The organism is Candidatus Dormiibacterota bacterium, from assembly GCA_035544955.1.
Taxonomy (GTDB): domain Bacteria; phylum Chloroflexota; class Dormibacteria; order CF-121; family CF-121; genus CF-13.
In genome coordinates, this window is record DASZZN010000009.1 from 62925 (window position 1) to 87238 (window position 24314).

Annotated in this window: 27 protein-coding genes, 2 tRNA genes and 1 pseudogene; 21 read left to right on the plus strand and 9 right to left on the minus strand. The window is 66.2% G+C overall.

Going from position 1 to position 24314, the window contains the following annotated elements; genetic code table 11:
* Nucleotides 1-2: 2 nt before the first annotated feature.
* The 5 genes from VHK65_02755 to VHK65_02775 all read right to left on the minus strand — a co-directional run bounded on the left by VHK65_02755 (nucleotide 3) and on the right by VHK65_02775 (nucleotide 2903).
* Nucleotides 3-665, minus strand: a complete 663-nt coding sequence (locus VHK65_02755; GenBank protein HVS05071.1) for a DUF2182 domain-containing protein — start codon at nucleotides 663-665, stop codon at nucleotides 3-5.
* An 89-nt stretch (nucleotides 666-754) separates the two neighbouring features.
* Nucleotides 755-1486, minus strand: coding sequence for a DUF899 family protein (locus VHK65_02760; protein HVS05072.1), 732 nt, complete (start codon nucleotides 1484-1486; stop codon nucleotides 755-757).
* A complete protein-coding gene (locus VHK65_02765) occupies nucleotides 1471-1971 on the minus strand; it encodes an SRPBCC domain-containing protein (GenBank protein ID HVS05073.1) in 501 nt (166 codons plus the stop codon). The genes VHK65_02760 and VHK65_02765 overlap by 16 nt, the downstream gene beginning before the upstream one ends.
* Nucleotides 1968-2276: a metalloregulator ArsR/SmtB family transcription factor gene (locus tag VHK65_02770; GenBank protein HVS05074.1), complete on the minus strand. Its 309-nt coding sequence runs from the start codon at nucleotides 2274-2276 to the stop codon at nucleotides 1968-1970. Before VHK65_02770 ends, VHK65_02765 begins: the two co-directional genes overlap by 4 nt.
* Nucleotides 2277-2321: 45 nt before the next feature.
* Nucleotides 2322-2903 (minus strand): MBL fold metallo-hydrolase, encoded by a 582-nt coding sequence (locus tag VHK65_02775; GenBank protein HVS05075.1) that lies wholly within the window; start codon nucleotides 2901-2903, stop codon nucleotides 2322-2324.
* Nucleotides 2904-2935: 32 nt separating this feature from the next.
* Here VHK65_02775 and VHK65_02780 point away from each other — a divergent pair, with 32 nt between their 5' ends.
* Genes VHK65_02780 through VHK65_02795 form a run of 4 tightly spaced genes read left to right on the plus strand, consistent with a single transcriptional unit; the run spans nucleotide 2936 to nucleotide 7521 of the window.
* A complete protein-coding gene (locus tag VHK65_02780; GenBank protein HVS05076.1) occupies nucleotides 2936-3694 on the plus strand; it encodes a chlorite dismutase family protein in 759 nt (252 codons plus the stop codon).
* Nucleotides 3691-4761 (plus strand): uroporphyrinogen decarboxylase, encoded by a 1071-nt coding sequence (gene hemE, locus VHK65_02785; GenBank protein HVS05077.1) that lies wholly within the window; start codon nucleotides 3691-3693, stop codon nucleotides 4759-4761. Before VHK65_02780 ends, hemE begins: the two co-directional genes overlap by 4 nt.
* Nucleotides 4751-5740 carry a ferrochelatase gene (gene hemH, locus VHK65_02790; GenBank protein ID HVS05078.1) on the plus strand — a complete coding sequence of 330 codons (990 nt, stop codon included), beginning with the start codon at nucleotides 4751-4753 and terminating at the stop codon, nucleotides 5738-5740. The genes hemE and hemH overlap by 11 nt, the downstream gene beginning before the upstream one ends.
* Nucleotides 5737-7521 (plus strand): ABC transporter ATP-binding protein, encoded by a 1785-nt coding sequence (locus tag VHK65_02795; GenBank protein ID HVS05079.1) that lies wholly within the window; start codon nucleotides 5737-5739, stop codon nucleotides 7519-7521. Before hemH ends, VHK65_02795 begins: the two co-directional genes overlap by 4 nt.
* On the opposite strand, the gene VHK65_02800 is transcribed toward VHK65_02795, so the two are convergent.
* Both VHK65_02800 and VHK65_02805 read right to left on the minus strand, forming a co-directional pair.
* The gene (locus tag VHK65_02800; protein HVS05080.1) at nucleotides 7501-7824 is read right to left on the minus strand and encodes a hypothetical protein; all 324 of its coding nucleotides are present in this window, start codon (nucleotides 7822-7824) and stop codon (nucleotides 7501-7503) included. The two genes, VHK65_02795 and VHK65_02800, sit on opposite strands and share 21 nt — an antisense overlap.
* Nucleotides 7808-8617, minus strand: a complete 810-nt coding sequence (locus VHK65_02805) for an AAA family ATPase (GenBank protein HVS05081.1) — start codon at nucleotides 8615-8617, stop codon at nucleotides 7808-7810. The genes VHK65_02800 and VHK65_02805 overlap by 17 nt, the downstream gene beginning before the upstream one ends.
* A gap of 117 nt (nucleotides 8618-8734) precedes the next feature.
* On the opposite strand from VHK65_02805, the gene VHK65_02810 reads away from it, so the two are divergent.
* The 11 genes from VHK65_02810 to VHK65_02860 all read left to right on the plus strand — a co-directional run bounded on the left by VHK65_02810 (nucleotide 8735) and on the right by VHK65_02860 (nucleotide 18354).
* Nucleotides 8735-9451, plus strand: a complete 717-nt coding sequence (locus VHK65_02810) for a hypothetical protein (protein HVS05082.1) — start codon at nucleotides 8735-8737, stop codon at nucleotides 9449-9451.
* Between the two features lie 174 nt (nucleotides 9452-9625).
* Complete coding sequence (locus VHK65_02815) at nucleotides 9626-10945, plus strand: aspartate aminotransferase family protein (protein ID HVS05083.1); 1320 nt, start codon at nucleotides 9626-9628, stop codon at nucleotides 10943-10945.
* On the plus strand, nucleotides 10942-12459 hold the full coding sequence (locus tag VHK65_02820) for an aldehyde dehydrogenase family protein (GenBank protein ID HVS05084.1): 1518 nt from the start codon (nucleotides 10942-10944) through the stop codon (nucleotides 12457-12459). The genes VHK65_02815 and VHK65_02820 overlap by 4 nt, the downstream gene beginning before the upstream one ends.
* The gene (locus VHK65_02825; GenBank protein HVS05085.1) at nucleotides 12393-13286 is read left to right on the plus strand and encodes an alpha/beta hydrolase; all 894 of its coding nucleotides are present in this window, start codon (nucleotides 12393-12395) and stop codon (nucleotides 13284-13286) included. Before VHK65_02820 ends, VHK65_02825 begins: the two co-directional genes overlap by 67 nt.
* Nucleotides 13283-14194, plus strand: a complete 912-nt coding sequence (locus tag VHK65_02830; GenBank protein ID HVS05086.1) for an arginase family protein — start codon at nucleotides 13283-13285, stop codon at nucleotides 14192-14194. Before VHK65_02825 ends, VHK65_02830 begins: the two co-directional genes overlap by 4 nt.
* A 7-nt stretch (nucleotides 14195-14201) precedes the next feature.
* Nucleotides 14202-15320, plus strand: a complete 1119-nt coding sequence (locus VHK65_02835) for an FAD-binding oxidoreductase (GenBank protein ID HVS05087.1) — start codon at nucleotides 14202-14204, stop codon at nucleotides 15318-15320.
* The gene (locus VHK65_02840) at nucleotides 15320-16192 is read left to right on the plus strand and encodes a peptidylprolyl isomerase (protein HVS05088.1); all 873 of its coding nucleotides are present in this window, start codon (nucleotides 15320-15322) and stop codon (nucleotides 16190-16192) included. Before VHK65_02835 ends, VHK65_02840 begins: the two co-directional genes overlap by 1 nt.
* Nucleotides 16182-16769: an RNA 2',3'-cyclic phosphodiesterase gene (gene thpR / locus VHK65_02845; GenBank protein HVS05089.1), complete on the plus strand. Its 588-nt coding sequence runs from the start codon at nucleotides 16182-16184 to the stop codon at nucleotides 16767-16769. Before VHK65_02840 ends, thpR begins: the two co-directional genes overlap by 11 nt.
* Nucleotides 16770-16783: 14 nt before the next feature.
* Nucleotides 16784-16857, plus strand: a tRNA-Arg gene (locus VHK65_02850).
* Nucleotides 16858-16901: 44 nt separating this feature from the next.
* Complete coding sequence (gene galT / locus VHK65_02855) at nucleotides 16902-17918, plus strand: galactose-1-phosphate uridylyltransferase (protein ID HVS05090.1); 1017 nt, start codon at nucleotides 16902-16904, stop codon at nucleotides 17916-17918.
* 61 nt (nucleotides 17919-17979) lie between these two features.
* Nucleotides 17980-18354 carry a hypothetical protein gene (locus VHK65_02860; protein HVS05091.1) on the plus strand — a complete coding sequence of 125 codons (375 nt, stop codon included), beginning with the start codon at nucleotides 17980-17982 and terminating at the stop codon, nucleotides 18352-18354.
* Here the strand turns inward: VHK65_02860 and VHK65_02865 are convergent.
* Nucleotides 18316-18519, minus strand: coding sequence for a hypothetical protein (locus tag VHK65_02865; GenBank protein HVS05092.1), 204 nt, complete (start codon nucleotides 18517-18519; stop codon nucleotides 18316-18318). The genes VHK65_02860 and VHK65_02865 overlap by 39 nt on opposite strands.
* Complete coding sequence (locus tag VHK65_02870) at nucleotides 18512-19390, minus strand: pseudouridine-5'-phosphate glycosidase (GenBank protein ID HVS05093.1); 879 nt, start codon at nucleotides 19388-19390, stop codon at nucleotides 18512-18514. Before VHK65_02870 ends, VHK65_02865 begins: the two co-directional genes overlap by 8 nt.
* Before the next feature lie 37 nt (nucleotides 19391-19427).
* On the opposite strand from VHK65_02870, the gene VHK65_02875 reads away from it, so the two are divergent.
* The 6 genes and pseudogenes from VHK65_02875 to clpP all read left to right on the plus strand — a co-directional run bounded on the left by VHK65_02875 (nucleotide 19428) and on the right by clpP (nucleotide 24236).
* Nucleotides 19428-19509 (plus strand) — tRNA-Leu (locus tag VHK65_02875).
* 108 nt (nucleotides 19510-19617) lie between these two features.
* Complete coding sequence (locus tag VHK65_02880) at nucleotides 19618-20103, plus strand: hypothetical protein (protein ID HVS05094.1); 486 nt, start codon at nucleotides 19618-19620, stop codon at nucleotides 20101-20103.
* 126 nt (nucleotides 20104-20229) lie between these two features.
* A complete protein-coding gene (locus tag VHK65_02885) occupies nucleotides 20230-20664 on the plus strand; it encodes a MarR family transcriptional regulator (protein ID HVS05095.1) in 435 nt (144 codons plus the stop codon).
* A complete protein-coding gene (locus VHK65_02890; protein HVS05096.1) occupies nucleotides 20657-21880 on the plus strand; it encodes an MFS transporter in 1224 nt (407 codons plus the stop codon). Before VHK65_02885 ends, VHK65_02890 begins: the two co-directional genes overlap by 8 nt.
* 277 nt (nucleotides 21881-22157) lie before the next feature.
* On the plus strand, nucleotides 22158-23555 hold the full coding sequence (gene tig / locus VHK65_02895; GenBank protein ID HVS05097.1) for a trigger factor: 1398 nt from the start codon (nucleotides 22158-22160) through the stop codon (nucleotides 23553-23555).
* A gap of 81 nt (nucleotides 23556-23636) precedes the next feature.
* Nucleotides 23637-24236: pseudogene (gene clpP, locus VHK65_02900) on the plus strand (ATP-dependent Clp endopeptidase proteolytic subunit ClpP).
* Nucleotides 24237-24314 lie beyond the last annotated feature (78 nt).

A 24314-nucleotide genomic window follows, 5' to 3' on the forward strand; every position in this document is an offset into this window, starting at 1 on the left:
GGCTACAACCGAAGGAGGATGTCGGGCCGGATGATCGCGGTCAGGCCCAACATCACACAGGCGGCGCCCGCGACGTAGGAAAGCATGATGCCATGCTGCCACGCTTTCTCCAGGAAGAACACCGCCGCAACGACAGCCATTAATGGCAGGTTCATCAAGCCGAGAACGGCAAGCACCGCCATGAGCGCCCCGCATGACCCCGCGCACTGGAGACCGTGTAAGAGTCCGGTGCGCGCCGCGGCAGACGTGCCGACACCGACGTCATGCGAGAGGATGAAGCTGAGCGGCGACCGACACGCTCGCAAGCAAGCGTTGTTGAGCGGCGTCAGCTGGTATAAGCCCGCGAGGACCACAATGGCCCCACCGAGGCGGGGCAGCCAGCCGTCCAGCGGGGCGGCGATCGATGATCCAAGAAGCTGGATAACGCCAAACAGGACGACCCCGGCCGCCGTCCAGACCACAAGGTAGCCGACCACAAACGCGACTGTCCGGATCTTTCCTTCGCCGCGCGACCGGACGACGCCGGCGTGAGTCAGCACCATCGGTGCCACGGCCGGAAACATCATGGCCACCATCATCACGACCCACGTCCCGAGAAAGAGCCCGCCACCCACCATCGCCATCCCGCCCATGGCGGCCATCGAGGCCGCCTGCTGAGCGATCACCAGCCAGGCAGCGGCGGCAAAGCCGAGCAGCGCGGCAATGATTGCGGTCGCAACGGGGCGCGGCAGAGCGACTTCGGGTGACAGTGTGCCTATCTGTTGGCTCCGTAGTCGAGTGCTGGCCCCCAGTCTTTGCCTCGACCCTCGGGCGTGCGGTCGAAGACCAACCACAGCGGCCACATGAAGTCGACGTGCCGCATGTCCTGGCCGGGGTCGGGCGCTACCAGGAATAGCTCGCTGCTCCAGAAGTGGTAGATCCTCCCGTCTCGTCGAATAAAGACCGTCGCCATCGGAGTTTGCTCGCCGTCGGGCTCCTCGGCCTTGTAGTCACGGTTGTAGGTGTTGTTGGCGGAGGAGAGCAGGCGCGCGTGGCGCCAGCCCCGCGACTGCGCGTGGGCGCGGAAGCGCTCGATCGGCGCCTTCGCGGAGACCGCGAAATTGATCCGCTGGGTGATGTGCGGTACCTCGCCATCGATCGCGTCGATGATCGCCGTGCACGACGGGCAGCCCTCCTCGAGCGGCAGCCCTTTCTTGCCAGGGATGAACATGTGGCTATAGAGGAACAGAGTGTCCTTGCCCTTCGCGAACAGCTCCGAGAGCCGGACCGATCGTGCGGAGCTGGTGCCGGCGTCCCACTCCTCGAAGGTGTAGTCGCGCGGCACGAGTCCGCCGAGCGGGAGCTTCCGCCGCTGCGCGGCCACGGCCTCGATCCGCCGGCGCAGGTCGATCTCCGCCTTCAGGAGTTCGTCGCGCGCCCGGCGGTACTGGTCCGACTCGCCGGGGAAGCGCACCTCGTGCAGCGATTGCTTTACTTCGGTTGCCATTGCCTGACTCCTTTCTTTCCTATTGATTCCGTGCGTGGCCAGTAACTAACGCCGTGCTCGACATAGAACTTGATGAGGGTCGCCGCTTCGCCCCAGCCAAGCGAATTCCCTTCGAAGGACTGCCGACCCTTGGCCGTGGGCGCGAAACCGTGTTCCCGGAGGCGCAGCAGCGTGCCACCCGGGCGCTCTTCGAGGTCGAACTCGACCGTGGTCATCGCATCGGCTGTTTCGCCCCATTGATAGGCGAAGCGCTTTGGTGGAACCACCTCGAGGATGGGGCAGTCCCGATCAGCGTTGATATCTCGTTCGGCTCCCCACCCGCGCCAACGGAGCGTGAGCCTTCCACCGGGTCGTAGGTCGATCTCGCTCCCGCGCGTCCCCCACCACCCGTCGAGTCCCTGGGGGGTCGTCAACGCGGTCCACACCTTCTCGCGCGGCGCGCGGATGAACACGCTGTGGCGGATCTCGGGCCCTGATTCGCTCATGACTCCTCCTCTACGTAGCGCTTGAGCCGCAGCAGACGCTGCTCCCACCGTGCCGAGAGGGTCGTGAGCCAGGCGGTCGCCTCGCCCAGCGGCGCGATCTCCAGGCGGTAGTGGACCTCACGTCCGTGGCGCTCCTTGGCGACCATGCCCGCGTCCTGGAGCGCGCCAAGGTGTTTTACAAGCGCTTGCCGGGTTACTGGAAATTTGACGGCAATGCCCGTCGCGGTCGTGGGGCCCATTGCCAGGCGCTCGAGCAGCTGCCGGCGTGTCGGATCCGCGAGCGCGACGAACACCGCGTCATTCATGTGCAACCCAACAGTTGCACATGGGCACGTCGCCTGTCAAATCGGCTACCGGATCCGCAGGTAGGGGTTGCCGATCCGCTCGGCGCCGATCGTCGAGTTGGGGCCGTGGCCGGGATAGACGACCGTATTGTCGGCGAGCGTGAGGAGTTGGCCGTGCAGGCTGAGGAGCATCTGCTGCGGGCTCGAGCCGGGGAGATCGACGCGGCCGATCTTTCCCATCAGCAGGGTGTCCCCCGTGAAGACGTGATTGCCGACTTTGAATGACAGCCCACCCGGTGTGTGGCCAGGCGTGGGCAGCACCTCGAGCACAAAGTCGCCGAAGGGCATGGTGTCGCCGGCGACGAGGTAACGGTCCGCGGACTTCAACATCGCCGTGGCGTCGGACAGGTGCATCGCGGTCACGGCCTGGGTCGCGGCTTTCACCCGCTCCTTGGCGCCGGTATGCCCGGGGTGCCCATGGGTGCAGCAGATCCAGCGCACCGTTAGGCCCTCGAGCTGGCCGAGGATCTTGGGGGCGTCGTCGCCGGGGTCGATGACCACTGCTTCCTTGGTGTCGGCGGAGGCCACCACGTAGCAGTTGGTGTCCTTCGCACCGACATGCACCTTCCGGATGGAGAGGCGAGCCACGATTCAAGATTAGTGCGATACCCTTGTACCGGATGGCAGAAGCTCGCCAGGCGGTCAAGTACACCTTCCTCAAAGTCGAGGCACCCGTTCTCAGCTGGCCCGTCGAGGAGCGGGAGGCCGCCGTTGGCGATTTCACCGACGTGCTCGTGGCCGGTCCGACGGCGGAGGCCCTGCTCACCTACTCAACGGTCGGGCTCCGCGGCGACTGCGATCTCCTGATCTGGCGGGCGGCCGACACCGTGGCCGCCATCCAGCGGGCGGAGTCGCAATGGCGGGCCACCCGACTGGGACCCTACTTGCGGGTCGCGCATTCGTTCCTGGCGATGATGCGGCCGTCGCCCTATCTCGGACGCCATAAACACCCCGACCAGGAAGGGCGCCGGACCCGCCTGAAGCCGGCCGGCGGACGCTACCTCTTCGTCTACCCCATGGTCAAGAAGCGAATCTGGTACCGGCTGCCGTACGAGCGGCGCAAGGCGATGATGGTCGAGCACTTTGCGATCGGGCACCGCTACCCGCAGGTCAAGATCAATACCGCCTACTCGTTCGGCCTCGACGACCAGGAATTCGTGGTCGCCTTCGAATGCGACGAGCCCGCCGCCTTCCTCGACCTGGTGATGGAGCTGCGCGAGTCGCAGGCCAGCCGCTATACGGAGCGAGAGACGCCGATCTTCACCTGCGTCCTGATGCCGCCCGCGGATGCCCTGCAGCTCGCGCTCGGGCTGAGCACAGAGGAGCCGGCGGATGCCAACGACCTTCAGCGGAAGGTCAGCCTGATCGCGGGCAGATGAGGACGATCGAGGCCAGCGAACTCGGCCGGCCGGCGGCCGATCGCCTGGCGCCCGCCCTGGTTCGAGCCGCGCGCTGCGAGTTCGTCGATCGGCGCCCGGTGTGGTTCATGCGCCAGGCCGGCCGATCGTTGCCGGAGTACCGGAAGGTCCGCGAATCTTACGACCTTTTCACCATTTGCAAGAACCCCGAGCTCTGCGCCGAGGTGACGCTCCAGCCGGTGCGGCGGCTCGGCGTCGACGGCGCCGTCCTCTTCGCCGACATCATGCTGCCCGTAGCCTTCGGGCTGGGGGTCGAGCTCCAACTGGTGGACGGCGTCGGTCCGGTCGTCGAGCAGCCGATCCGCACGCATGCCGATATAGATAGGTTGCAGGCACGACCGGCTGGCGAGGCCGTCCCCTTCGTGCTGGAGACGATCAAGCTCTTGCGCCGCGAACTCGATCCCACGGTCGCCGTAATCGGCTTCTCGGGAGCCCCCTTCACGCTGGCCGGCTACCTGATCGAGGGGAAGCCGTCCCGGGAGTTCCTCCTCACCAAGACCATGATGTATGCGGAGCCTGCCCTCTGGGATGCGCTGATGACGCGCCTCTCCGGGTTGGTGCTCGACTATCTGCTGGCGCAGGTCGAGGCCGGCGCCCAGGTTGTGCAGGTCTTCGACAGCTGGGTCGGCTGCCTCTCGCCGGCGGACTACCGCCGCTACGTGATGCCGCACATGACCGGCATCTTCAGCGGGCTGCGGCGCGGTGGCGCCCCCTCGATGCATTTCGCCACCGGCACGGCCGGCATCCTTCCATTGATGCGGGAAGCGGGCGGCGACGTCATCGGCCTCGATTGGCGGGTCGACCTGGGCGACGCCTGGCGGGTGGTCGGCTACGACCGCGGAATCCAGGGAAACCTGGATCCCGCATTACTGCTGGGGCCCTGGCCCGTGATCGAGGACGGCGCGCGGCGCGTGATCGAGGCCGCGGGCGGCCGGCCGGGACACATCTTCAACCTGGGCCACGGCGTGATCCCCGCCAGCCCTGTCGAACACCTGCAGCGACTGGTGGAGTTCGTGCATGCCGCCTAGGCACACCGCGATCCTGCTGATGGCGTACGGCAGTCCGAACCGGCTCGAAGACGTGAAACCTTACTTCACCGATATCCGGGGCGGTCGAACGCCGTCCCCGGCGGCGGTCGAGGAGCTGACGTCGCGCTATCGGCGGGTTGGCGTCCCAACCCCGCTCTTGGCCGTGTCGACGGACCTCGGCCGGCAACTGGAACGGCTCTTGAACCTGGACCCCCCGAACGACGCGATCTATACGGTGCATCTGGGGATGAAGCACTGGACACCGCGAATCGCGATGGCGATCGACGAGATCGTCGATAGCGGTGCGGATCGGCTGATCGCCATCGTGCTGGCGCCGCACTTCTCGACGATCAGCACGGGTGGCTACCGGCGCCAGGTCGAGGCCGCCCTGGCCGCCCGCGACTCGTCACCAGTCACGCTGGACTTCGTCGAGAGCTGGCACGAGCTGGACGGATACATCCAGGCGGTGGCCGAGAACGTCCGGATGGTCCGCGCGGAGTTCCGCAATCCCGAGGAGGTGGTGGCGGTCTTCACGGCGCACAGCCTGCCCGCGCGCATCCTCAAGGAAGGTGACCCTTACCAGGAACAGCTGTTGCGTACCTCGGAGCTGGTCGCCGAGCGTGCCGGCATCGAGCAATGGCGCTTCTCGTACCAGAGTCAGAGTCACACCGGGGAGCCATGGCTCGGCCCGGATCTGGTCGAGACAGTCGAGGAGCTGGCGGCCCAGGGTCATCGCGCCGTCCTGGTTGCATCGGTGGGCTTCATCGCCGACCATCTCGAGATCTTTTACGACATCGACATCGAGGCTAAGGAGCGAGCCGATGCGCTCGGAATCGAGCTGCGGCGCACGCCAATGCTCAATGCCGACCCCCGGCTCGCGCAGGCGCTTCATGCGCTGGTCGCGGAGCGGAGCCCTCACCCTGCCCTTTCCGAACTATCTCCCCGCTCTTTCACGCCGGAGCGGGGCCCCTACGCATGATCTTTCTCTCCCGCATGCTGGCGATCACGCGCGGCCATCGCGGGTTGCTGTCGATCGCCGTCGTTGGGTCAGTCGTGTACACGGCCCTCAGCGTGCTGCCCGCGTTGATCATCCGGCAGATGCTGACGGTGCTCTCGCGCCCGTCGCCGGCCGGGACGCTCGTCTTGCTGGGCCTCGCCATGGTGGGCGCCACCGCGCTGATGGCCGTGGCCCGCTACCTCGAGGGCGGCTTCGGTCATATCGCCGCCTTCAAAGTCCTGCACGACCTGCGGATGCGAATCTATGAACAGCTGCAGCGGCTGTCGATGGGATTTCACACCCGTCAACAATCGGGCACCATCGCCGCCAAGGTGATCGGCGACGTCGAGACCATCGAATTCTTCACCGCGCACGCCGGCATCCAATTGATCAGCGCCGCCACGGTCCCGTTCCTGCTCGGCATCCTGATGCTGCTCTTCAACTGGAAGCTGGCGCTCGTGGCGCTCGCGCCGCTGGCCGTGATCCTGCTCATCCTCGTGGTGTTTCGACGCTCCGCCTACCAGGCCTTCATGCGCTACCGTGACGAGCTCGGCCGGTTGAACGGGATCATCATCGATTACATCCAGGGCGTTGGGGTGCTGAAAGCGTTTGGGGCGCTCGGCCACGCGCGGCGCGCGATCGACGAGCGAAGTGACGAGCTCAAGAAGGCGGCGACACGAGCCAACCTGATCCACACGTGGTATTTCTCCGGCGTCGAGTGGATGGCCGCCATCCCGGTCGCGCTGGTCCTGCTGGTCGGCGGCCTGATGGCCAACGCCGGTCAGCTCGGCATCCCGGACCTGGTGCTGTTCGTCTTCCTGACGACCCAGCTCTACCGGCCGGTCACCGAGCTCAACCGGCAGCTCGAGGGCCTGCGCAACGCGGAAGCCGCCACCGATCGGATCTTCGAAATTCTGAATGCGCCGATCGAGGTCCAGGAGTCGCCGACCGCGCGGGTTCCGAAGGATCCCCGCTACGACATCGTGCTCGATCAGGTGAGCTTCGCCTACGAAACCGGCCGGCCGGTGCTGCACGACGTCTCGATCGATTTGAAGGAAGGGTCGGTGCTCGCCCTCGTTGGGCCAAGCGGTGCCGGCAAGACGACGGTGGCGAACCTGATTGCCCGCTTCTGGGACCCGCAGGAGGGCGCCGTCCGCATCGGCGGCATCGATCTTCGCGAGTTGCCGCTGGACTACGTCCATCGCTCGGTCAGCCTGGTCTTGCAGGATGTCTTTCTCTTCAACGACACGGTCAAAGCCAACATCAAGGTCGGGAAGCCCGATGCGAGCGACGCGCAGGTGGAGGCGGCGGCGCACGCGGCGTATGCGCACGAGTTTGTCGAGGAGCTGCCGAAGGGCTACGACACCGTCATAGGGGAACGCGGTGTCAGGTTGTCGGGTGGGCAGAAGCAGCGAATCTCGATTGCCCGAGCGCTGCTGCACGACGCGCCGATCCTGATCCTGGATGAGGCGACGTCATCCGTGGATCCGGAGGCCGAACACCTGATCCAGGCGGCGCTCGCCCGCCTCGTCGCGGAGCGGACCGTGCTTGTGATCGCCCATCGGCTGTCCACGATCCGGCAGGCCGGCGAGATCATCGTCCTCGACAAAGGCCGGGTGGTCCAGCGAGGCCGTCACGATGACCTGGTCGATGCGCCCGGCCTCTATGCGACCCTCTACCGGGCGCAGCAGGTGGCCCGTCGCTGGGACGTGGCGACCTCCCAGCGCGCCGAAGAAGATCGGCTACCGCAGGCCGTCGAGTAGGAGTTGCCTGAGCGCCTCGAGGCGCTCGAACTCTTCCATGCTGAGCTTCGCCGTGTTCTTCAGGTTGTGCGGATACTTGATCTTCTGCACGGCGTCGACCAGGGCTTGGACTTGCGCCTCGGTCAGCTGGTACTCGAAGTAGGCGAGTGGCTCCGGGCGAATCTCGCGATGGATCGGGAGATGATGGATCGGCGCCTGCACCGGCTCCGGATCGGTTTCGGCGAGAACCTCCCGGGCGCTCGAGGTCTCCCGGAAGAGCTCGGCTGAACCGCTCAGCGAGACCCGCTTAAACACGAGAGGCAACGGGCTGCTTCGTCTCGACCGGGGCGGCCGGTGCGCGCTTGATGACCGCCTTGGCGAGGGTGCGATAGGCGTTCGCACCTTCGGAGCTGCCGGCGTACTGGAGGATCGACATGCCGGCCAGCGGCGTCTCCGCAAACCGGATGCTGTCCTTGATGACGACGTCGAAGACGACGTCCCCATACCGCTCGCGAACGAGTTCCAGCACCTCTTGCGAGTGCAGCGTCCTCGACTTGTGAATGGTGGCCAGGATGCCGCTGATGCGAAGCTGCGGGTTGAGCTTGGCTCGCACCCGCTCGATCGTGTTATGCAGCAGCTGCATGCCCTTCATGCCGAAGTACTCGCACTGCAGTGGGATGATGACCTCGTTCGAGGCCACCAGCGCGTTGACGCAGAGCAGGCCGAGGGAGGGCGGGCAGTCGATCACCATGAAGTCGTACTCGTCCTGACCGGGTGCGAGCTTCTCCTTGAGGAACGTTTCGCGGCCCATCTCCGAGACGAGTTGGATCTCCGCGCCGGAGAGCTCGATGTTCGAGGGGATGAAGTCCACGCCGAGGTTGCTGTGCTTGACGACGTGTCCGAGGGTGACCTGAGGATCGAGGAGCAAGTGATAAAGCGTGAGCTCGATCTGATCGGGCTGCTTGAAGCCCATGTTGATCGTCAGGTGGCCTTGGGGGTCGAGGTCGATGAGGAGGACTCGCTTCCCGAGTTCAGCGAGCGCGCAACCCAGGTTCACCGCGGTGGTCGTCTTGCCAACTCCGCCTTTCTGGTTGGCAATTGCGATGACTCTGCTCAAACGGTGGCTAGACCTCTGTGCTGGAACGTGGCTGCGGCTATTTAACGGCAATAGGGCCACGGCGTCAAGCTTGAGCTTGTGGATAAGTGTAGGCAATTTCATAAACTGAGCGCACCGATGGTTTTCTACGCGCTGGTCGCGACCTTGATTAGCGCTGCATTTGCCGGCACGCTGTGGACGCGCTATCGGGCCAAGCCGCGGCCGTACCTGCTCGTGTGGTCCATCGCGCTGGCGATCTACGCCATCGCGGCGTTCACCGAGGTCATCGGCGCCGCGGGGGGTTGGAGCCCGCTACTCTACCGGACCTACTACTACTTTGGCGGCATTCTGGTCGTCGGCCCGTTGGCACTCGGCACGATTTACCTGCTCGCCCCGCGGTACAGCCGACTCGCCCTCTGGATCCTGGTCGTGCTCGCCGGGATAGGCCTGGTCGGGGTGCTGGGTGCGAACCTGCAGGCGGTCAAGCTCCAGACACACCAGGTTCCCGACGCCGATACGATCCAGGCCCAGGGCGGCCTGTTCAACGTGCTAGCAATCCTGATGGCCGCGATCCTCAGCAGCGTGGGCAGTGTCATCTTGATTGGGGGCGCGCTTTGGTCGGCGTACGGCGCCTGGCGCAAAGGCGGTGCCCAGTCGCGTCTGGTGGCGAACATCCTCATCGCAGCCGGCGCCCTCATCGTGGGCGGCGCGTCGACGCTGACCCGGGTATTCCACATCTACGACTTGTTCTACGTCGGCCAGGCGATTGGCGTCCTGGTGATGTTCGGCGGCTTCCTCGCCGCCCAGCGCGCGCCGAGCCGCGCCGCGCAGCTGAAGCCGGCCTCGTCTCGCTGAACTCGGCGGCCAAGCCGCGGACGCAGGGACTACCATAAGTGCGCCGTTGAAACGGCACACCCATGACGCACGCGGGGATCAGCAGCACCTGGTGGGCTTCGACCGACGGACAGCCTCCGCCAGCAACCGGCGACGGCCACGCGCCCGACCCGGATGCTCGAACAAGGAGGCTCAATGAAACTCGTCAAGGAATTTCCCGACAGCGATAGCCAGGAGGAGTGGCTGGCGCGTGAACGCGCCCATCTCTCCCAGGTTCTTTATCGCTACACGCCGCTCGTCATCGATCGCGCGCAGGGCTCCTATCTCTACACGGTCGACGGGCGGCGGTATCTCGATTTCGCCTCGGGGATCGGAGTCACTAACCTGGGGCACGGCCATCCGGAAGTGGTCAAGGCCGCGCACGAACAGCTCGACAAGCTGATGCACATCTCCGTCGTCGCCCACCATCAGCCGGCCATCGAGCTCGCGGAGCGGATCGCTTCGTTGGCGCCGGGCAAGCTCGACAAGGTCTTCTTCGCGAACAGCGGCGCCGAAGCGGTGGAGGGGGCCATCAAGCTGGCCCGGTACACCACCGGGCGGCCCGGGCTGATCGCCTTCCAGGGCGCGTTCCATGGCCGCACCTATGGAGCCCTCTCGTTGACCGCCTCGAAGGGCTACTACCGGGAGCGCTACGAACCGCTGCTGCCGGCGGTTTACCACGTGCCCTATCCCTATCCCTATCGCAACCCGACTGGCACGGACGAGGCCGCGACGCTGGACTATGTCTTTAGCTTCATCGACGAGATGCTCGACACGCGCGTGCCGCCAAAGAACGTCGCCGCCTTCATCGTCGAGCCGGTGTTGGGTGAAGGGGGGTATGTCGTTCCGCCGCCGGCGTTCATGCCGCGGCTGCGAACCCTATGCGACCGGCACGGCATCCTGCTGATCGCCGATGAGGTGCAATCGGGCTACGGCCGTACCGGCAGGATGTTCGCCTGCGAGCACAGCGGTGTCGTTCCGGACATCATGACGCTGGCCAAGTCCATCGCCTCCGGCCTGCCACTGAGTGCCGTGGTCGCCACCTCGAAGCTCATGGACCAGTGGGAACCGGCCGCGCACGGCTCGACCTTCGGCGGTAATCCAGTCTCGTGCGCCGCCGGTATCGCGACCCTCGACGTCATCAAGCGCGAGCATGTCCTGGAGAACGCGACCGACAAAGGTGCGCAACTGATCAGCCGGCTGCGCGAGCTGCAGCGGCGGACGCCGTCGATCGGCGAGGTCCGCGGCCTTGGGCTGATGGTCGGTATCGAGTTGGTCAAGCAGGATGGGTCCCCCGACAAGGACCTGCAGAAGAAGATCCGGAAGGTGTGCCTCGATTCCGGGATGGTCGTCTTGAGCTGCGGCCCGCACGACAACGTCCTGCGCTTGATACCGCCGCTCAATATTTCGCAAGCCGAGCTCGACGAGGGATGGGAGATCTTGAATGGGGCGTTTCAGGAGGTGGCAGCAGCATGAGCCAGACGATGACGAGCGAGCGGGGCCAGAGGACGGACGCGAAGACCTATAAGAACTACATCGGCGGCCACTGGGTGGAGTCGAAAAGCGGGCGGACCTTTACCTCGACCAACCCGGCGCACAAGGACCAGGTGCTGGGCGTGATGCAGGCGTCGAACGCGGACGACGTGAACGCCGCCATCGAGGCCGCCGTGAAAGCATTTCCCGGTTGGCGGCATACGCCGGCGCCGGTCCGGGGCGAGATCGTCCTCAAGGCCGCCTTGATCATCGAGGCGCGCAAAGAAGAGTTGGCGCGGCTGATGACCCAGGAGATGGGCAAGGTCCTCAAAGAGGCCCGTGGTGACGTGCAGGAAGCGATCGACATGGGCAAGTACGCGGCGGGCCTGGGCCGTCATCCGCATGGAGAGACTGTGCCGTCGGAGCTGCGGAACAAGTGGGCCATGACGGCGCGGGTTCCGCTCGGCGTGGTCGCCTGCATCACGCCCTGGAACTTTCCGATGGCGATCCCCTCGTGGAAGATCTTTCCGGCGTTGATGGCGGGCAATTCCGTGGTGTTCAAGCCGGCCTCCGACACGCCCATCGTCGCCACCAAGCTGGTCGAGATCCTCGAGGAGGCGGGACTGCCCGGCGGGGTGCTGAATCTCGTCACCGGCAGCGGGAAGGACGTGGGCGACGTGCTGGTCAAGGATCCGCGGGTCCAGGGCATCTCGTTTACCGGCTCGACCGACGCGGGCCGGCACATCGCCGAAATCGCCGGCCGCAACCTGAAGCGGCTGGGCCTGGAGCTGGGCGGCAAGAACGCGATCGTCGTCCTCGATGACGCGGACCTGCCGTTGGCCGTCGACGGCGCGGTGTGGGCCGCCTTCGGAACATCCGGCCAGCGCTGCACGGCGGCCTCGCGGCTGATCGTCGACAGGAAAGTCGCGAGCGAGTTCATCGACCTCCTGCAGGAGCGCGCCGCCAAGATGAAAGTCGGCGACGGCCTGCAGCCGGACACCGACATGGGTCCGGTGATCAACGAGGCCGCGCTCAAGAAGGTCCATGAGTACACCGAGATCGGCAAGAAGGAGCATGCGCGGCTGGTGCACGGCGGCGACTTCGCCGGGAGTGAGGGCTGGTTCTACCGGCCCACGATTTTCGCCGACGGCAAGAAGGAGATGCGCATGGCGCAGGAGGAGATCTTCGGTCCCTCCACGCTCGTCCTGCCGGTCAGCAACCTCGAGGAAGCGCTCGAGGTGGCGAATTCCACCCAGTACGGATTGTCGATGTCGATTTACACCAACGACCTGCGCAAGGCCTTCCACGCCATGGAAGAGATGCAGTCCGGCATCGTCTACGTCAACGCGCCGACGATCGGCGCGGAGATCCAGCTCCCCTTTGGCGGCGTGAAGAACACCGGCAACGGTCATCGCGAGGCCGGCACGGTGGCCCTCGACGAATTCACGGAGTGGAAGACGATCTACGTCGATTACAGCGGCCGGCTGCAGCGGGCCCAGATCGATACGGGGGAATAAGCACCGCGGTCAGCGCGCAGAACATCCAGTACATCGACGTCGGGCAGCGGAGGGTTCGGTACCTCGACCAGGGATCGGGCCATCCGCTGCTTCTCTGTCATGGGTTCATCGGCTCGCTCGAGAACTTCCATACATGGGGCCCGGCGTTCAGCGGCCATCGGCGGGTGTTGATCCCCGACCTGCCCGGATGCGGTGAGACGGCGGCCGGCAATCCACCATTCACGGTAGCCACCCACGCGGAGTTCCTCCGCGCCTTCGCGGAGCGGCTGGGACTCGAGGAGCACGATGTCGGCGGCATCTGCCTGGGGGCGACGGTTGCCCTCGAGTACGCGTCCCGCTTCCCGGACCGGATTGCGCGGCTCGTCTTGCACACGCCGATCTACTCGCCGCAGACGCTGCGGTCGGCGTTCAAGCGACAGGTTGCCGCCTTCACCGCCGCCCCTGTCTTCTGGTCGGTCGACCGGCTGCGCCGCAACCGAATGGTGTCAGATCTCTATAAGCGGTTCCTGGTTGAAGGCCCCGGCGTCGACCCCTACGATGCGCAGGTGAACTTCGACAATCAGGTGCGGGCCGACGGGCGCGCCGCCCGCCAGTGGTTGCGTGACGGGATCACCCGCGACTATCGCGACTTCCTCAAGGGTTGGCGCAAACCGGCCCTCGTCGTCGTCGCAGCTGACGACCGCACTGTCGACGTCAATGCCATCCGCAACCTGCGCGATTTGATGCCGCAAGCCCAGGTCCGGGTGATCGAATCGGCGGGGCATGGGTGGACGCCAACCTTGATTGCCGCACAGGTCGAGGCCATTTCCGCGTTTCTCAAGACGTGAGCGAACATTTTTTCAACACCGCCGGGCTCGAGCCGTGGGGTGGCCTCAAACGACCGGCGCCGGGGATCCGGCCCGATGTTCGAATCCTGGGCGTGCCCATGGATCGGGGTTCTCTCTACCGTCCGGGTGCGGCCAAGGCGCCGGCCGAGCTGCGAAAGCTGTCCGCGATCTTCGCCCCAGTCAGCGAGCACGCTGAGCTCTTCGACACGGTCACCATCCAGGACGATGGCGACCTGACGCTGGTCGACGGCGACATGGGCGCCAATGTCGACGCGGTCGCCGCGGCAATCGAAAAAACGCCCACGGGCACGCTGCCGCTCGTGCTTGGGGGCGACCACACCACCGTCAGCCCGACGTTGATCGCCCAGCAACGCCGCCTCAATGGACGGCTCAGCATCCTCTACATCGACGCGCATCCGGACCTGAATGACTCCTCTCGCCATACCCGCTGGTCGAATGGCTGCGCCCTGCGGCGAGGGCTCGAGCTCGGTCAGATCGATCCCAGGAAGGTGATGCTGCTGGGCTGCCGCGACTACGACTGGGAAGAGGTGGAGTTCATTCGCAAGATGGGCGTCACCTTGGTCACCGCCGCGACCGCGCATCGCTGGACGGGCTCCCAGCTGGCGGACGAAATCGGCTCACGCATCGGCAGCGACGCGCTGCATATCTCGCTCGACATCGACTCACTCGACCCCTCGATCGCACCGGGGACCGGCGTTCCCTCCGCCGGCGGGCTCACCTCGCGCGAGCTGCTCGACTTCCTTCACCAGCTGCGCGGCGTGCGGCTTGCCGGGCTCGACGTCGATGAAGTCGCGCCGCCGCTCGACGTCGGGCACGTCACGAGCCTGGCGGCGCTCAAGTTCATCTTCGAGTACCTCGGGATGGTGAAGCTCGGAAGAACGGCCTGATGTAGTCATCGTCGGCGCTGGCGTGATGGGCTGCAGCCTCGCCTTTTACCTGTCTTTAGCGGGGCGGCGCGTGATGGTGATCGACCGCAGCCGGATCGGCCAGGGTGCGACGGCGGCCTGCGCGGGCGGGATCCGCGCCCAGTTCTCGACCGAGATCAACATCCGGATCGGGATCGAGGCTAAGCGCCTGCTGGCGCGCTTTGTCCAGGAGACCGGGCAGCGCGCCGACTTCCGTCAAGTTGGCTACCTCTTTCTGCTGACAACCGACGAGGAGCGCTTGCACTTCCACGACGCGGTCGAGCTGCAGCGCGCCTGCGGCCTCGATGACGTGGTCGAGCTCGCACCCTCCGCGGCGCGGGCCCTGGTGGCGGGACTCCAAACCGACGACCTGTGCGGGGCGACTTTCTGTCCCAGTGACGGCCTCGCGGGTCCGAACGAGGTGACCTACGGATTCGCGAACGCCGCCCGGCGGCTGGGTGCCGTCATCCGGGAGGACACGCCGGTCGAGGCGTTCTTGATGTCCGGTGGGACGGTGACGGGCGTGCGGACCCCGTCCGGCGAGATCGAATGCCCGCAGACCGTGATTTGCGCGGGGCCGTGGTCGAGCCCCGTGGGTGCGATGCTCGGATTGCACCTCCCGATCGTCCCTTCGCGCCGCCAGGTCTTCGTCACCGAGCCGTTTACCGGCATCCGTCGCGACAGCCCGATGACAATCGACTTTCACACCTCCTTCTACTTCCATCCCGAGGGCGATGGTGTGCTCTTTGGCATGAGCGACCCGGCGACGCCCCCCGGCGACGACACGCGCGTGGACTGGTCGTTCCTCGACCGCATCACGGCGGCGGCCCAGCGACGCTGGCCCCCGCTGCTGGAGGCGCGCGTCAAAACCGCCTGGGCCGGGCTCTACGAGAACACGCCCGATTTCCAACCGCTGATCGGGCCGCTCCAAGCGGGCCTCTGGATTGCGTCCGGCTTTTCCGGACACGGGTTCATGATGGCGCCGGTGGTGGGCAAATGGCTGGCGGGCTGGATCGCCGACGGCGCGCCGCCCGCCGACCTCAGCGCGTTTGCCCCGGACCGGTTTGCCGCCGGCGCCACCGTCGAACCCGAGCGCAACGTGGTGTAATGAGCCTCGCTTTGCGTCGTGGCGTCCTCCTCCTCGTCATCGGCGGCATGTTGAGTGCCTGCACGGCGCCGGCGGTCTCGCTACCCTTCTCGGAACCGGCGGCGGCGGTCGTCGATGGGCACACCATTTCGATGAAGTCCTACCAGGCGCGACTCGAGGTGAGCCGTCATCGCGATCCGTTCTCGGGCATCCCGGAAGCCATTCCCAGCCCCATCCCCACCCAACGGCTCGAGACGTTCACCATCGAGCAACTCGTGCGCGAGGAGATCGTCCGGCAGGAGGCAGAGAAGCGAGGTATCAGCGTCGGGAACGGCGCGGTCGATTCGCGCATCGCCGCGCTCAAAGTTAAGTCCGGCACGACGTCCTTCAGCGCCGCTCTGCAACGCAACGGCTTCACCAGCGACAGCTTCCGTTCCTATCAAGGCGCCCTGCTGATCGAGGTCGCGCTGCTCCACGCCATGGCGAAGGACCGGGCTGACTCCGCCGCCCGCGAGCTCACGGCCGGTCAGGCATTCGCCTCGGTGGCGGCCCGCTGGAGCGATGACAGCGGAACCTCCACCCGAGGTGGTGATGCGGGCTGGCTGCGCCCCGTCGACATCCCGGAGGCGCCGCTCGCGGCCGCCGTGCAATCGCTCGCCGCCGGAAGTGTGACCGGCATCATCCCCACCAACCGGGGCTACACGATCGCCACCGTGCTCGAGCGTCGCAGCGACGAGGTGCATCTTGCCGTCATCCTGGTGCTCGCTCCGGTGGTGGATCTCTACAGTCCTCAGGGCACGCCGTCCTGGTTCACAAAGTTCATCGATGACCGTGAGGCGGCGCTGCGGCGCGCCGGGAAGATCGAGCTCAAGGTCGGCGCGCGTGCCGGATGAGGGCGAGCGCTGGCGCGTCTTTCTGGCGATCGAGGTTCCGGGAACCGTCCGCGAGGCGCTGACCGGGCCGCTCGCCGCGCTTGAGCCGCTCCGTGACGTCGTTCGGATCAACGCCATCGAACGAATCCACCTGACGGCCCATTTTCTCGGTCACCTTCCGCGCAGCGATGTCGAGCAACTCCAGCCCGCGCTGGCCCCGGTCGTCGGGCGACATCAACGCTTTCGCCTGACGGCGGAGGGCGTCGGCGCCTTTCCCGATATCCGGCGCCCGCGCGTGCTCTGGGCTGGCATCGCGGGCGCCGATCTGCCGAAGCTGATCGCCATGCAGGCGGAACTGGGGGAGACGCTGCGGAATGCGAGCGTAACCGTCGAAGACCGCTTCAATGCTCACCTCACCTTGGGCCGGGTCCGCCGGCCGCTGAGGGCGCCTGAACGTGAGGTGCTGGTTGGCTGGTCCACGCAGTGGGCTAGGGCGGCCTTCGGCGACATTCCCGTGCAACAAGTCCGGCTGATGCGCAGCCAACTTGGCGGTGGGCCACCGAAATACACGACCGTGGCGACATTCGATCTACAATAGGGCCTCTCCGCGATGCGCCCATAGCTCAGCCTGGATAGAGCACCGGGCTACGGACCCGGGTGCGGGGGTTCAAATCCTCCTGGGCGCATTTTTTCTCGCCGCGCGGCAGAACCGCGCTTATGATTCGACGCGATGCCGCGCGCGGTGCGAACCGACATCGTCCAACCGGACGGCCGGCACGTGTACCTCTACGGCGACTTCGAGCCCGCGCCAGCCGGCTACCGGGCGCCGGCGATGCCCAATGGTGTCTATCAGCGGCGCTGGAATCCGTTGCGGCGCGAGTGGGTGCTGGTGGCCGCATCACGGCAGGCGCGCACCTTTTTACCGGACCGCGCCGACTGCCCGCTCTGCGCATCGGGACCGGAGCACTCCAGCGAGATTCCGGCGGCGCGGTTTGAGGCCGCGGTTTTCGAGAATCGCTTTCCCTCCATGGTGCCCTGGCCGCCGGCGGGCGGCCTCTGCGAAGTGGTGGTCTATACCGCAGCGCACGACGGATCGTTCGCGACGCTGGCGTCGGCGGAGCTGGATCGTCTGGCCGAGGTCTGGACCGATCGCTACCGGGCCCTCACGGCTCGCCGGGGCATCAAGTACGTCTTCATCTTCGAGAACCGCGGTGAGCAGGTCGGGGTAACGCTGAACCACCCTCACGGGCAGATCTATGGCTATCCGTTCGTCCCGCCGGTGGCGGCGACCGAACTGGGCCGGCACGCCGGTGGATGTCTCCAATGCCGTGTGATCCGGGATGAGATAACCGCAAAACGTCGCATCCTGATCAATGAGGGCAGCATCGTCGCCTACGTCCCCGAGGCCGCGCGCTGGCCGTACGAGGTCCACGTCGCGACGCGCGCCCATCGGGCCGCCCTTCCGGACGTTCCGCCCGCCGGTCGCCGGGCAATCCTGACGGCGATGCAGCGCGTCACGCGCGCCTACGACCGCCTCTTCGAGCTTCCGATGCCGTACATGATGTCGATGCACCAGTCGCCCGGGGAGGTTTCCGCACAGGCGCACCTGCATGTCGAGTTCTATCCGATCCTGCGCGACCGGGGGCGACTCAAGTACCTGGCGGGGTCCGAATCGGGGGCCGGCGTCTTCATCAACGACACGCTCGCGGAGGAATCGGCGGATCGGCTGCGCAGCGTGCTCGAGTAGCGGCTCGGTAGCAATCGTGCCACGCCCAACGTAGGCAGGGGATCCCTACGTTGCTCTAGACGTGGATCTGCTTCGTGGGGGCCTCAGCTTGTTTGCCCTGCTCAATGCCGCGGGTTGGGCGGCCCTGGCGGCGGCCTGGGCCTTCCGTCCGGACTGGGCGGAGCGGCTGCCGCTGGAGCTCGGCACCCACGAGCGCTATCTGAAGGCCGCCCCCAAATGGGCGCGGCTCGCCGCCTCCCTTACGGGGTTCTGGACGTTGGCAGCCGCGCTCTACCTGACCGCCGGCCACAACACCAGCCCATTCATCGTCATCCCGCTCTTTACGGCCGCCGCGGCCTGTCTGATCGTTGCCATCGTCGCCGCCGGAGCCGTCTTTGGTGCCGTCCGGCCCGACCCCCTACCGGTCTCGCTGGAGGGCAGCGAGCAGCCGCTCTAACCGCCCGGCCGCCTCATTCAGGTCCCGCGTAATCGAGGTCAGCTCCGTGGAGGCGCCGGCCTGCAGCTCGCCCGACTGCGCCAGCTGCGATAGGCGGTATCCGGCGCCCATCACGGTGTTTTTGAGCCTTCGAAGCTGCTCCTCGGTGGCCGAGAGCTCAGGCATCGCGGATGAGGGCGGCAGCCACCAGGGCGGCCAGTGCGGCGTTGCGCTCGAGCAGAGCGACGTTGGCGCGAATGACGCGATCGCCGAGGCGAGCCTGCAGCCGGCTCAGCTCTGCTGGCGTTCGGACCGGCCCGCGGGCCGTCGTCGCCTCGTCTCCGGCCAGCTCCGACCGCGGGATCGCAAGGTCGCCCGCCAGTGGCTGGCAGATGACTACCCCAGATCCGCCAAGCTCCCAGTGCCCGGCGAGAATCGCGACCAACTCGTCCACCGTCTCGACACGGACCGGTACCCGAAGGCCGGCGGAGCTAGCGAGGAAACCCGCGAGCAATGACGACCGCCAACCGATCACCGGTACGCCCAGGGTCTCGAGCCGTTCGAGCGTGGCTCCCGCGTCAAGCGTCGATTTCGGCCCGGCACAGACGACGCACACCGGTTGCCGGCCGAGCTCGGTAAGGTCGGACGACACGTCCTCGCCGTCTCCCGGATGGACTCCGCCGATGCCGCCTGTGCTCACAACCCGGATCCCGGAGCGCGCCGCGGCGACGATGGTCGCGGCGACCGTCGTACCGCCAAAGCCGGGGCTCGCCAGCGCCGCGGCAAGGTTCCAGGGCGAGACCTTGACGGCATCACCTCGCTCCGCCAGGGCGGCGCACTCAGCGAGTGTCAGGCCAATTCGCAGAGTCCCGTCGAAAACCGCCACGACGGCGGGCATCGCGCCGGCCTTCTCGCAGGCGTCCCACTGGCTCCGGACCGCGTCTATCGCCGCGGCTTTGGGCAAGCCGTGCGTGATCACCGCCGACTCGAGGGCAACGACCGGTGCGCTAGCGGCGATCGCCTCAGAAACCGCGCGCGCGATGACGAGGCGGCTCATGGCAGGTCATGTTACGTGGGTATATTTGGTGCTGCCTGCGGGCGTAGCCGAACTGGTACAGGCGCACGGCTTAGGACCGTGTGGCGCAAGCCATGGAGGTTCGAGTCCTCTCGCCCGCACGAGCCTTGACAGCCACAGCGGACGGGTGTATTGCTGGAGCGTCTGCGCCGTGTACCATCCGCCGCGCAGACGCTGGTTGGCCGGAATGGGAAGAGGAGGGATTGGCGATGGGAGCCAAGAGCAGCCGTTTGATCGTGCTGGTGCTGAACTTATTGGCCCTTGGACTGCTGGCGACGTCTGCCTACGCGGACGATCCGACCGTACGCATCCCGGGCGGCTGCCCAACCGGGAAGGTCTCGGTACCAGCGGGCGGGTCGCTGACACTGGTGTCGGGATGGGCAATGGCCACACGCGGCAACACGCAAGCCTTCGCGAACGCTGCGACCGGGGTCATGACGATCGATGGGCAGCCGGTGACGGCCGTGCAGTCCGACGTCTTTCCGCTGCCGGTTGACTTTGAGCCATTCGATGCCTGGCGTGTCCAGTGGTCGTACACGACCACCGGGCTCGCTGTGGGACAGAGCATCGTGGTCACCTTCACCATCGTGCTGGCTCATCAAGTCGCAGACCATGAGCTTGGACGGGGCAAGCCCATCATCCTTCCGGCGGGGCAACTGTTCCCGCCCATCACCTGCACCGTGACGGGCATCTGACTCACGAAAGGGCCGTCCCTATGGGCCGGCCCTCCCTAGCCTGAGCCCAAGCGGCTAGCACCGCGGCCGAGGATGGGCCCCCCTCTCGCAGATAGTTCGGTTTCGTATAATGCGGTTTGGGACTTTATGGCGAAACCGCAGCCTGAGGCCGGCCGCCGCGTGCTCCGAGAATTGGAACGCCTCGGGCAGCGATCGGGCCGCTACGTGCAGCAGCGTCTTGCTCAGCTCGACGTAACCGACCTGGAGGTTCATGTCCTCTGGCACCTCCGAAAAGGCGGCCAGACGCCAGCCGATCTACTGCGCGCTTTCGGTATCCAGCCGTCGACGCTTACGGGAGTACTCGACCGGCTCGAAACGCGTGGGCTGATCAAACGCTCGCGCCATCCCACCGATCGACGCTCCCTACTCCTGGTGCTAACGCCTGCGGGTCAGCGGGCCGCGATGACGGTCCGCCAGGTGCTCGACGGGTTCGAAGCGGAGGTGCGCGGGCGGGTTGGCGCTGCCGACCTCGCGGGATTCTTCGCCGTGGCTGCTGCCGTCGACGAAGTCATCGATGCCTGACCGCGGCTTCAGAAACCTCTGGCTCGCGACCTCGGTGAGCCAGCTTGGCACGCAGGTGAGCGAGCTCGCCATCCCGTTCATTGCGATTACAACCCTGCACGCCGCGCCCTTCGAAATCGGTGTCCTGAACGCGGTGCAATTCCTGCCGATTCTCCTGTTGAGCCTGGTGGTCGGGGTGTGGGTCGATCGCCTGCGTCGTCGACCGGTGCTGATCGCGAGCGACCTCGCCCGGGCGTTCATCCTTTTCTCGATTCCCGCGGCGGCCATCTGGCACGTTCTGTCGCTGCCGCAGCTCTACGTCGTGGGCTTCCTGGTGGGCTCGTTCACGGTGCTGTTCGACGTCGCCTACCAGTCGTACCTGCCGGCAGTCGTCGATCGCGACCAGTTCATCATGGCCAACAGTCGGTTACAGGTCAGCGAGCAGGGCGCCTCGGTCATCGGTCCCGCACTGGGCGGCTCACTGATCAGCCTGCTCACCGGCCCCATCGCGGTCGCCATCGACGCGGTCAGCTACATGGCCTCGGCAGGGTTGCTGCTCCGCATCCGCCGAAAAGAACCGGCCCCGGTGCGAACCGAAGCCGAGGTGGGTGTCCGCCGCGAGATCGCCGATGGTCTACGGTTCGTCTGGCGGCAGCCGATCCTGCTGGCGATGGCGATGACCGCCGGCTTGATGCAATTATTCGGGCGGATGGTCTTCGCCGTCCTGCTCCTCTACCTCGTTCGCGAGGTTGGGCTTGGTGCGGGCGCCGTGGGGACGATCTTCTCTCTCGGGAGCGTCGGCTTCGTGGTCGGCGCGCTCATCGCGGGTCGCGTCAGCGCCGCCCTCGGGGTTGGCCGCACTATCGGCGTCGCCGCGGTGCTGGCCTCCGCCAGCCCACTCCTCTACGCCTTCGGCCCACGAGCGCTCGCCGGGCCCCTGGTTGCTGCTGGCTTTTTCCTTTATGGCGTCGCCGCGGTGGTCTGGACCGTCAACAACCTGAGCCTGCGACAGGCGATCACGCCTCCGGCGTTGCTCGGCCGTGCGAACGCGTCCATGCGCCTGCTTGGCTGGGGAGCGATCCCCGTCGGAAGCGTGATTGGTGGCCTCCTGGGTGGCGCCATCGGCCTCCGGCAGACGATCGTACTTGCGGCGCTGGGGTCGTTGCTGGCCTCACTGCCAGTCTGGCTCTCGCCGCTTCCACGTTTGCGCGAGCTTCCGCAGCCGTCCCCCGTGTAGCCCGCGCTACTCGCGGTGCGGCCGGTCGGCGTTACGTGAACGTCGAATCGACCGTCGTCGGCGGCGCTGCCACCAGACGGAAAGCACGATGAGCACGCCCGCGATGATGAACGCGATGAGGATGTTGCCGAGGAAATCCCAAATCGACCTGCAACCTGTGCAGTGGCCGCCGCTTGGAAGGAGCCGGGACGCCGCCGTCACCGGTCGAGTCTATCGTCCAGTTGGGTCGTCCACTCGGCCGTTTGCGAATTTGCGGCGAACTGGTAGCGTAAAACCCGTGGCCGCGGTCAAAGTCGATACCGAGCGTAAACCTGGCTCGCAGGTCATTCTTTCGGTGGAAGTCGATGCCGACCAGGTCTCGCGATCGATCGACCAGGCCTATGGCCGGCTGGCGCCGCGAGTCCGAATTGCGGGCTTCCGGCCGGGCAAGGCGCCGCGACCGATGGTCGAGCGGGAGATCGGCTGGCCGGCGCTCCGCCAGGAGGCCCTTGACTTGATCCTTCCAACCGCGTACAACTCAGCGCTCGACGAGGCCGGCCTCGATCCGATCGACGTGCCTCGCGTCGAGGTGCAACAGTTCGACCGCGGCCAGCCGATGAAATTCACGGCAACCGTCTCGATCAAGCCCGAGATCACGCTCAAGGACTACAAGGACATCAGGGTCCCCCGTCCGCGCAGCGAGATCGGCGACAAGGAGGTCGACGAGGCCCTGGAGCGGTTGCGCGCGCGGTTCGCCGAGCTGCATGCTGTCGAGCGGCCGGTGCAGGCCGGCGATTTTCTAACGATCGATACCCACATCATCAAATCCGGGGCGGTGCTGATCGGCGAAAGCGAGACCGAGGCGCTGCTCGAGGTCGATAAGGATCGGCTGATCACTGGCCTTGCCGAAGGTCTGCTGGGGCAGGCGCCGGGCGAGACCCGTGACATCGCGCTGACGCTCCCGGCCGACTACCCCAAGAAAGATCTGGCCGGCCAGAACGTCGCTTTTCGCATAACCGTGAAGACGATCAAGGAACGCCGGCTGCCCCCGCTGGATGACGAGCTGGCCAAGCAGGTCGGACGAGGTCAGACGTTTGACGAGCTCCGGCAGGAGGTCCACGACGAGCTGCAGGAGGCGGCACACCAGGCCGACGAACAGCGTTTCGAGAACGATGTGCTCAAAGCGCTGGAGGAGCGGATGGAGGCAGAGGTCCCTGAGGCGCTCATCGAGCGCGAGGTCTCACGCCGCATCAGGGAGCTGGAGGTTCGCTTGCAGGAGTCAGGCGTGAAGATGGAGCGGTATCTCGAGTACACGAACACCTCGACGGAGGTGCTCAAGGCGGAGCAGCGCCCCGCAGCGGTGCAGAAGGTTCGGCTCGAGCTCGCTCTGGAAACGGTCGCCGAGCGCGAGGGCGTAACAGTGTCCGACGCCGAGGTGGACGAGGCGGTCGCCAACGCCCTGGCCGAGGAGGATCACGCCGGTCATCGGCACGGGGACCTGCGCACCGCCGACCCGGTGCGGGCCTACTTCCGGCACCAGCTTTTGATGCGGAAGACCATTGACTATTTGAGCAGTGTGGCAGCCCCAGAACCTTCCGATACAATGGAGCCGCCCTCGGAAGCGAAAGAGCTGGAGAGTGCGGGGAAATCGGCGTCGGGCGGAGAGAAGCGGACCCGGCAGAAGAAAGGACGCTGACCGAATGCGTATTCAAAAGTGAGTACGCGGAAGACTGGATTGTAAGAATTGGACCCTATAATGACGACAGGAGAGCCAGGCATGAATTTCGAACGGCTCAGCCGGCGTCCCGAAGCCCTCATCCCCATGGTCATCGAGACCACCAACCGCGGTGAGCGCGCCTTCGACATCTACTCCCGGCTACTCAAGGACCGCATCATCTTCATCGGCACTCCCATCGACGACCAGGTCGCCAACGTCGTCATGGCGCAGCTGCTCTTCCTCGCCTCGGAAGACCCCGACAAGGACATCAACATCTACATCAACAGCCCGGGTGGCGTCGTGACCGCCGGGCTGGCGATCTACGACACGATGCGCTACGTCAGCCCCAGGGTTTCCACCGTCTGCATGGGCCTGGCCGCCAGCATGGCGACCGTGCTCCTCGCCGGCGGCACCAAGGGGATGCGCTTCGCGCTGCCCAACACCCGGATCTTGATCCACCAGCCGTCGGGTGGATTCCAGGGCCAGGCCTCGGACATCCAGATTCACGCCATGGAGATCCTGCGCATTCGCAAGACCCTCAACGACATCCTGGCGCAGCACACCGGCCAGCCGATCGAGAAGATCGAGCGCGACACCGAGCGCGACTTCTTCATGAGTGCCGAAGAAGCCAAGGGCTACGGCATCATCGACGACATCATCCTCAGCACCGCCCGCCCGAGCGACCCCGCCGCCAAGGATGGCCGTCTCGAGCTGAGCACCGCCGGCAGTGGCCGGCCG

What these genes read in the sequence shown, in the direction of transcription:
- VHK65_02885 (HVS05095.1), top strand. Translation starts at nt 20,230, where the DNA reads ATGGCGAAACCGCAGCCTGAGGCCGGCCGCCGCGTGCTCCGAGAATTG.
- VHK65_02865 (HVS05092.1), bottom strand. Translation starts at nt 18,519, where the DNA reads ATGCCTGAGCTCTCGGCCACCGAGGAGCAGCTTCGAAGGCTCAAAAAC.
- VHK65_02760 (HVS05072.1), bottom strand. Translation starts at nt 1,486, where the DNA reads ATGGCAACCGAAGTAAAGCAATCGCTGCACGAGGTGCGCTTCCCCGGC.
- VHK65_02770 (HVS05074.1), bottom strand. Translation starts at nt 2,276, where the DNA reads ATGAATGACGCGGTGTTCGTCGCGCTCGCGGATCCGACACGCCGGCAG.
- VHK65_02840 (HVS05088.1), top strand. Translation starts at nt 15,320, where the DNA reads ATGAGCCTCGCTTTGCGTCGTGGCGTCCTCCTCCTCGTCATCGGCGGC.
- galT (HVS05090.1), top strand. Translation starts at nt 16,902, where the DNA reads ATGCCGCGCGCGGTGCGAACCGACATCGTCCAACCGGACGGCCGGCAC.
- VHK65_02810 (HVS05082.1), top strand. Translation starts at nt 8,735, where the DNA reads ATGGTTTTCTACGCGCTGGTCGCGACCTTGATTAGCGCTGCATTTGCC.
- VHK65_02820 (HVS05084.1), top strand. Translation starts at nt 10,942, where the DNA reads ATGAGCCAGACGATGACGAGCGAGCGGGGCCAGAGGACGGACGCGAAG.
- hemE (HVS05077.1), top strand. Translation starts at nt 3,691, where the DNA reads ATGAGGACGATCGAGGCCAGCGAACTCGGCCGGCCGGCGGCCGATCGC.
- VHK65_02795 (HVS05079.1), top strand. Translation starts at nt 5,737, where the DNA reads ATGATCTTTCTCTCCCGCATGCTGGCGATCACGCGCGGCCATCGCGGG.
- VHK65_02870 (HVS05093.1), bottom strand. Translation starts at nt 19,390, where the DNA reads ATGAGCCGCCTCGTCATCGCGCGCGCGGTTTCTGAGGCGATCGCCGCT.
- VHK65_02780 (HVS05076.1), top strand. Translation starts at nt 2,936, where the DNA reads ATGGCAGAAGCTCGCCAGGCGGTCAAGTACACCTTCCTCAAAGTCGAG.
- VHK65_02815 (HVS05083.1), top strand. Translation starts at nt 9,626, where the DNA reads ATGAAACTCGTCAAGGAATTTCCCGACAGCGATAGCCAGGAGGAGTGG.
- hemH (HVS05078.1), top strand. Translation starts at nt 4,751, where the DNA reads ATGCCGCCTAGGCACACCGCGATCCTGCTGATGGCGTACGGCAGTCCG.
- VHK65_02890 (HVS05096.1), top strand. Translation starts at nt 20,657, where the DNA reads ATGCCTGACCGCGGCTTCAGAAACCTCTGGCTCGCGACCTCGGTGAGC.
- VHK65_02765 (HVS05073.1), bottom strand. Translation starts at nt 1,971, where the DNA reads ATGAGCGAATCAGGGCCCGAGATCCGCCACAGCGTGTTCATCCGCGCG.
- VHK65_02880 (HVS05094.1), top strand. Translation starts at nt 19,618, where the DNA reads ATGGGAGCCAAGAGCAGCCGTTTGATCGTGCTGGTGCTGAACTTATTG.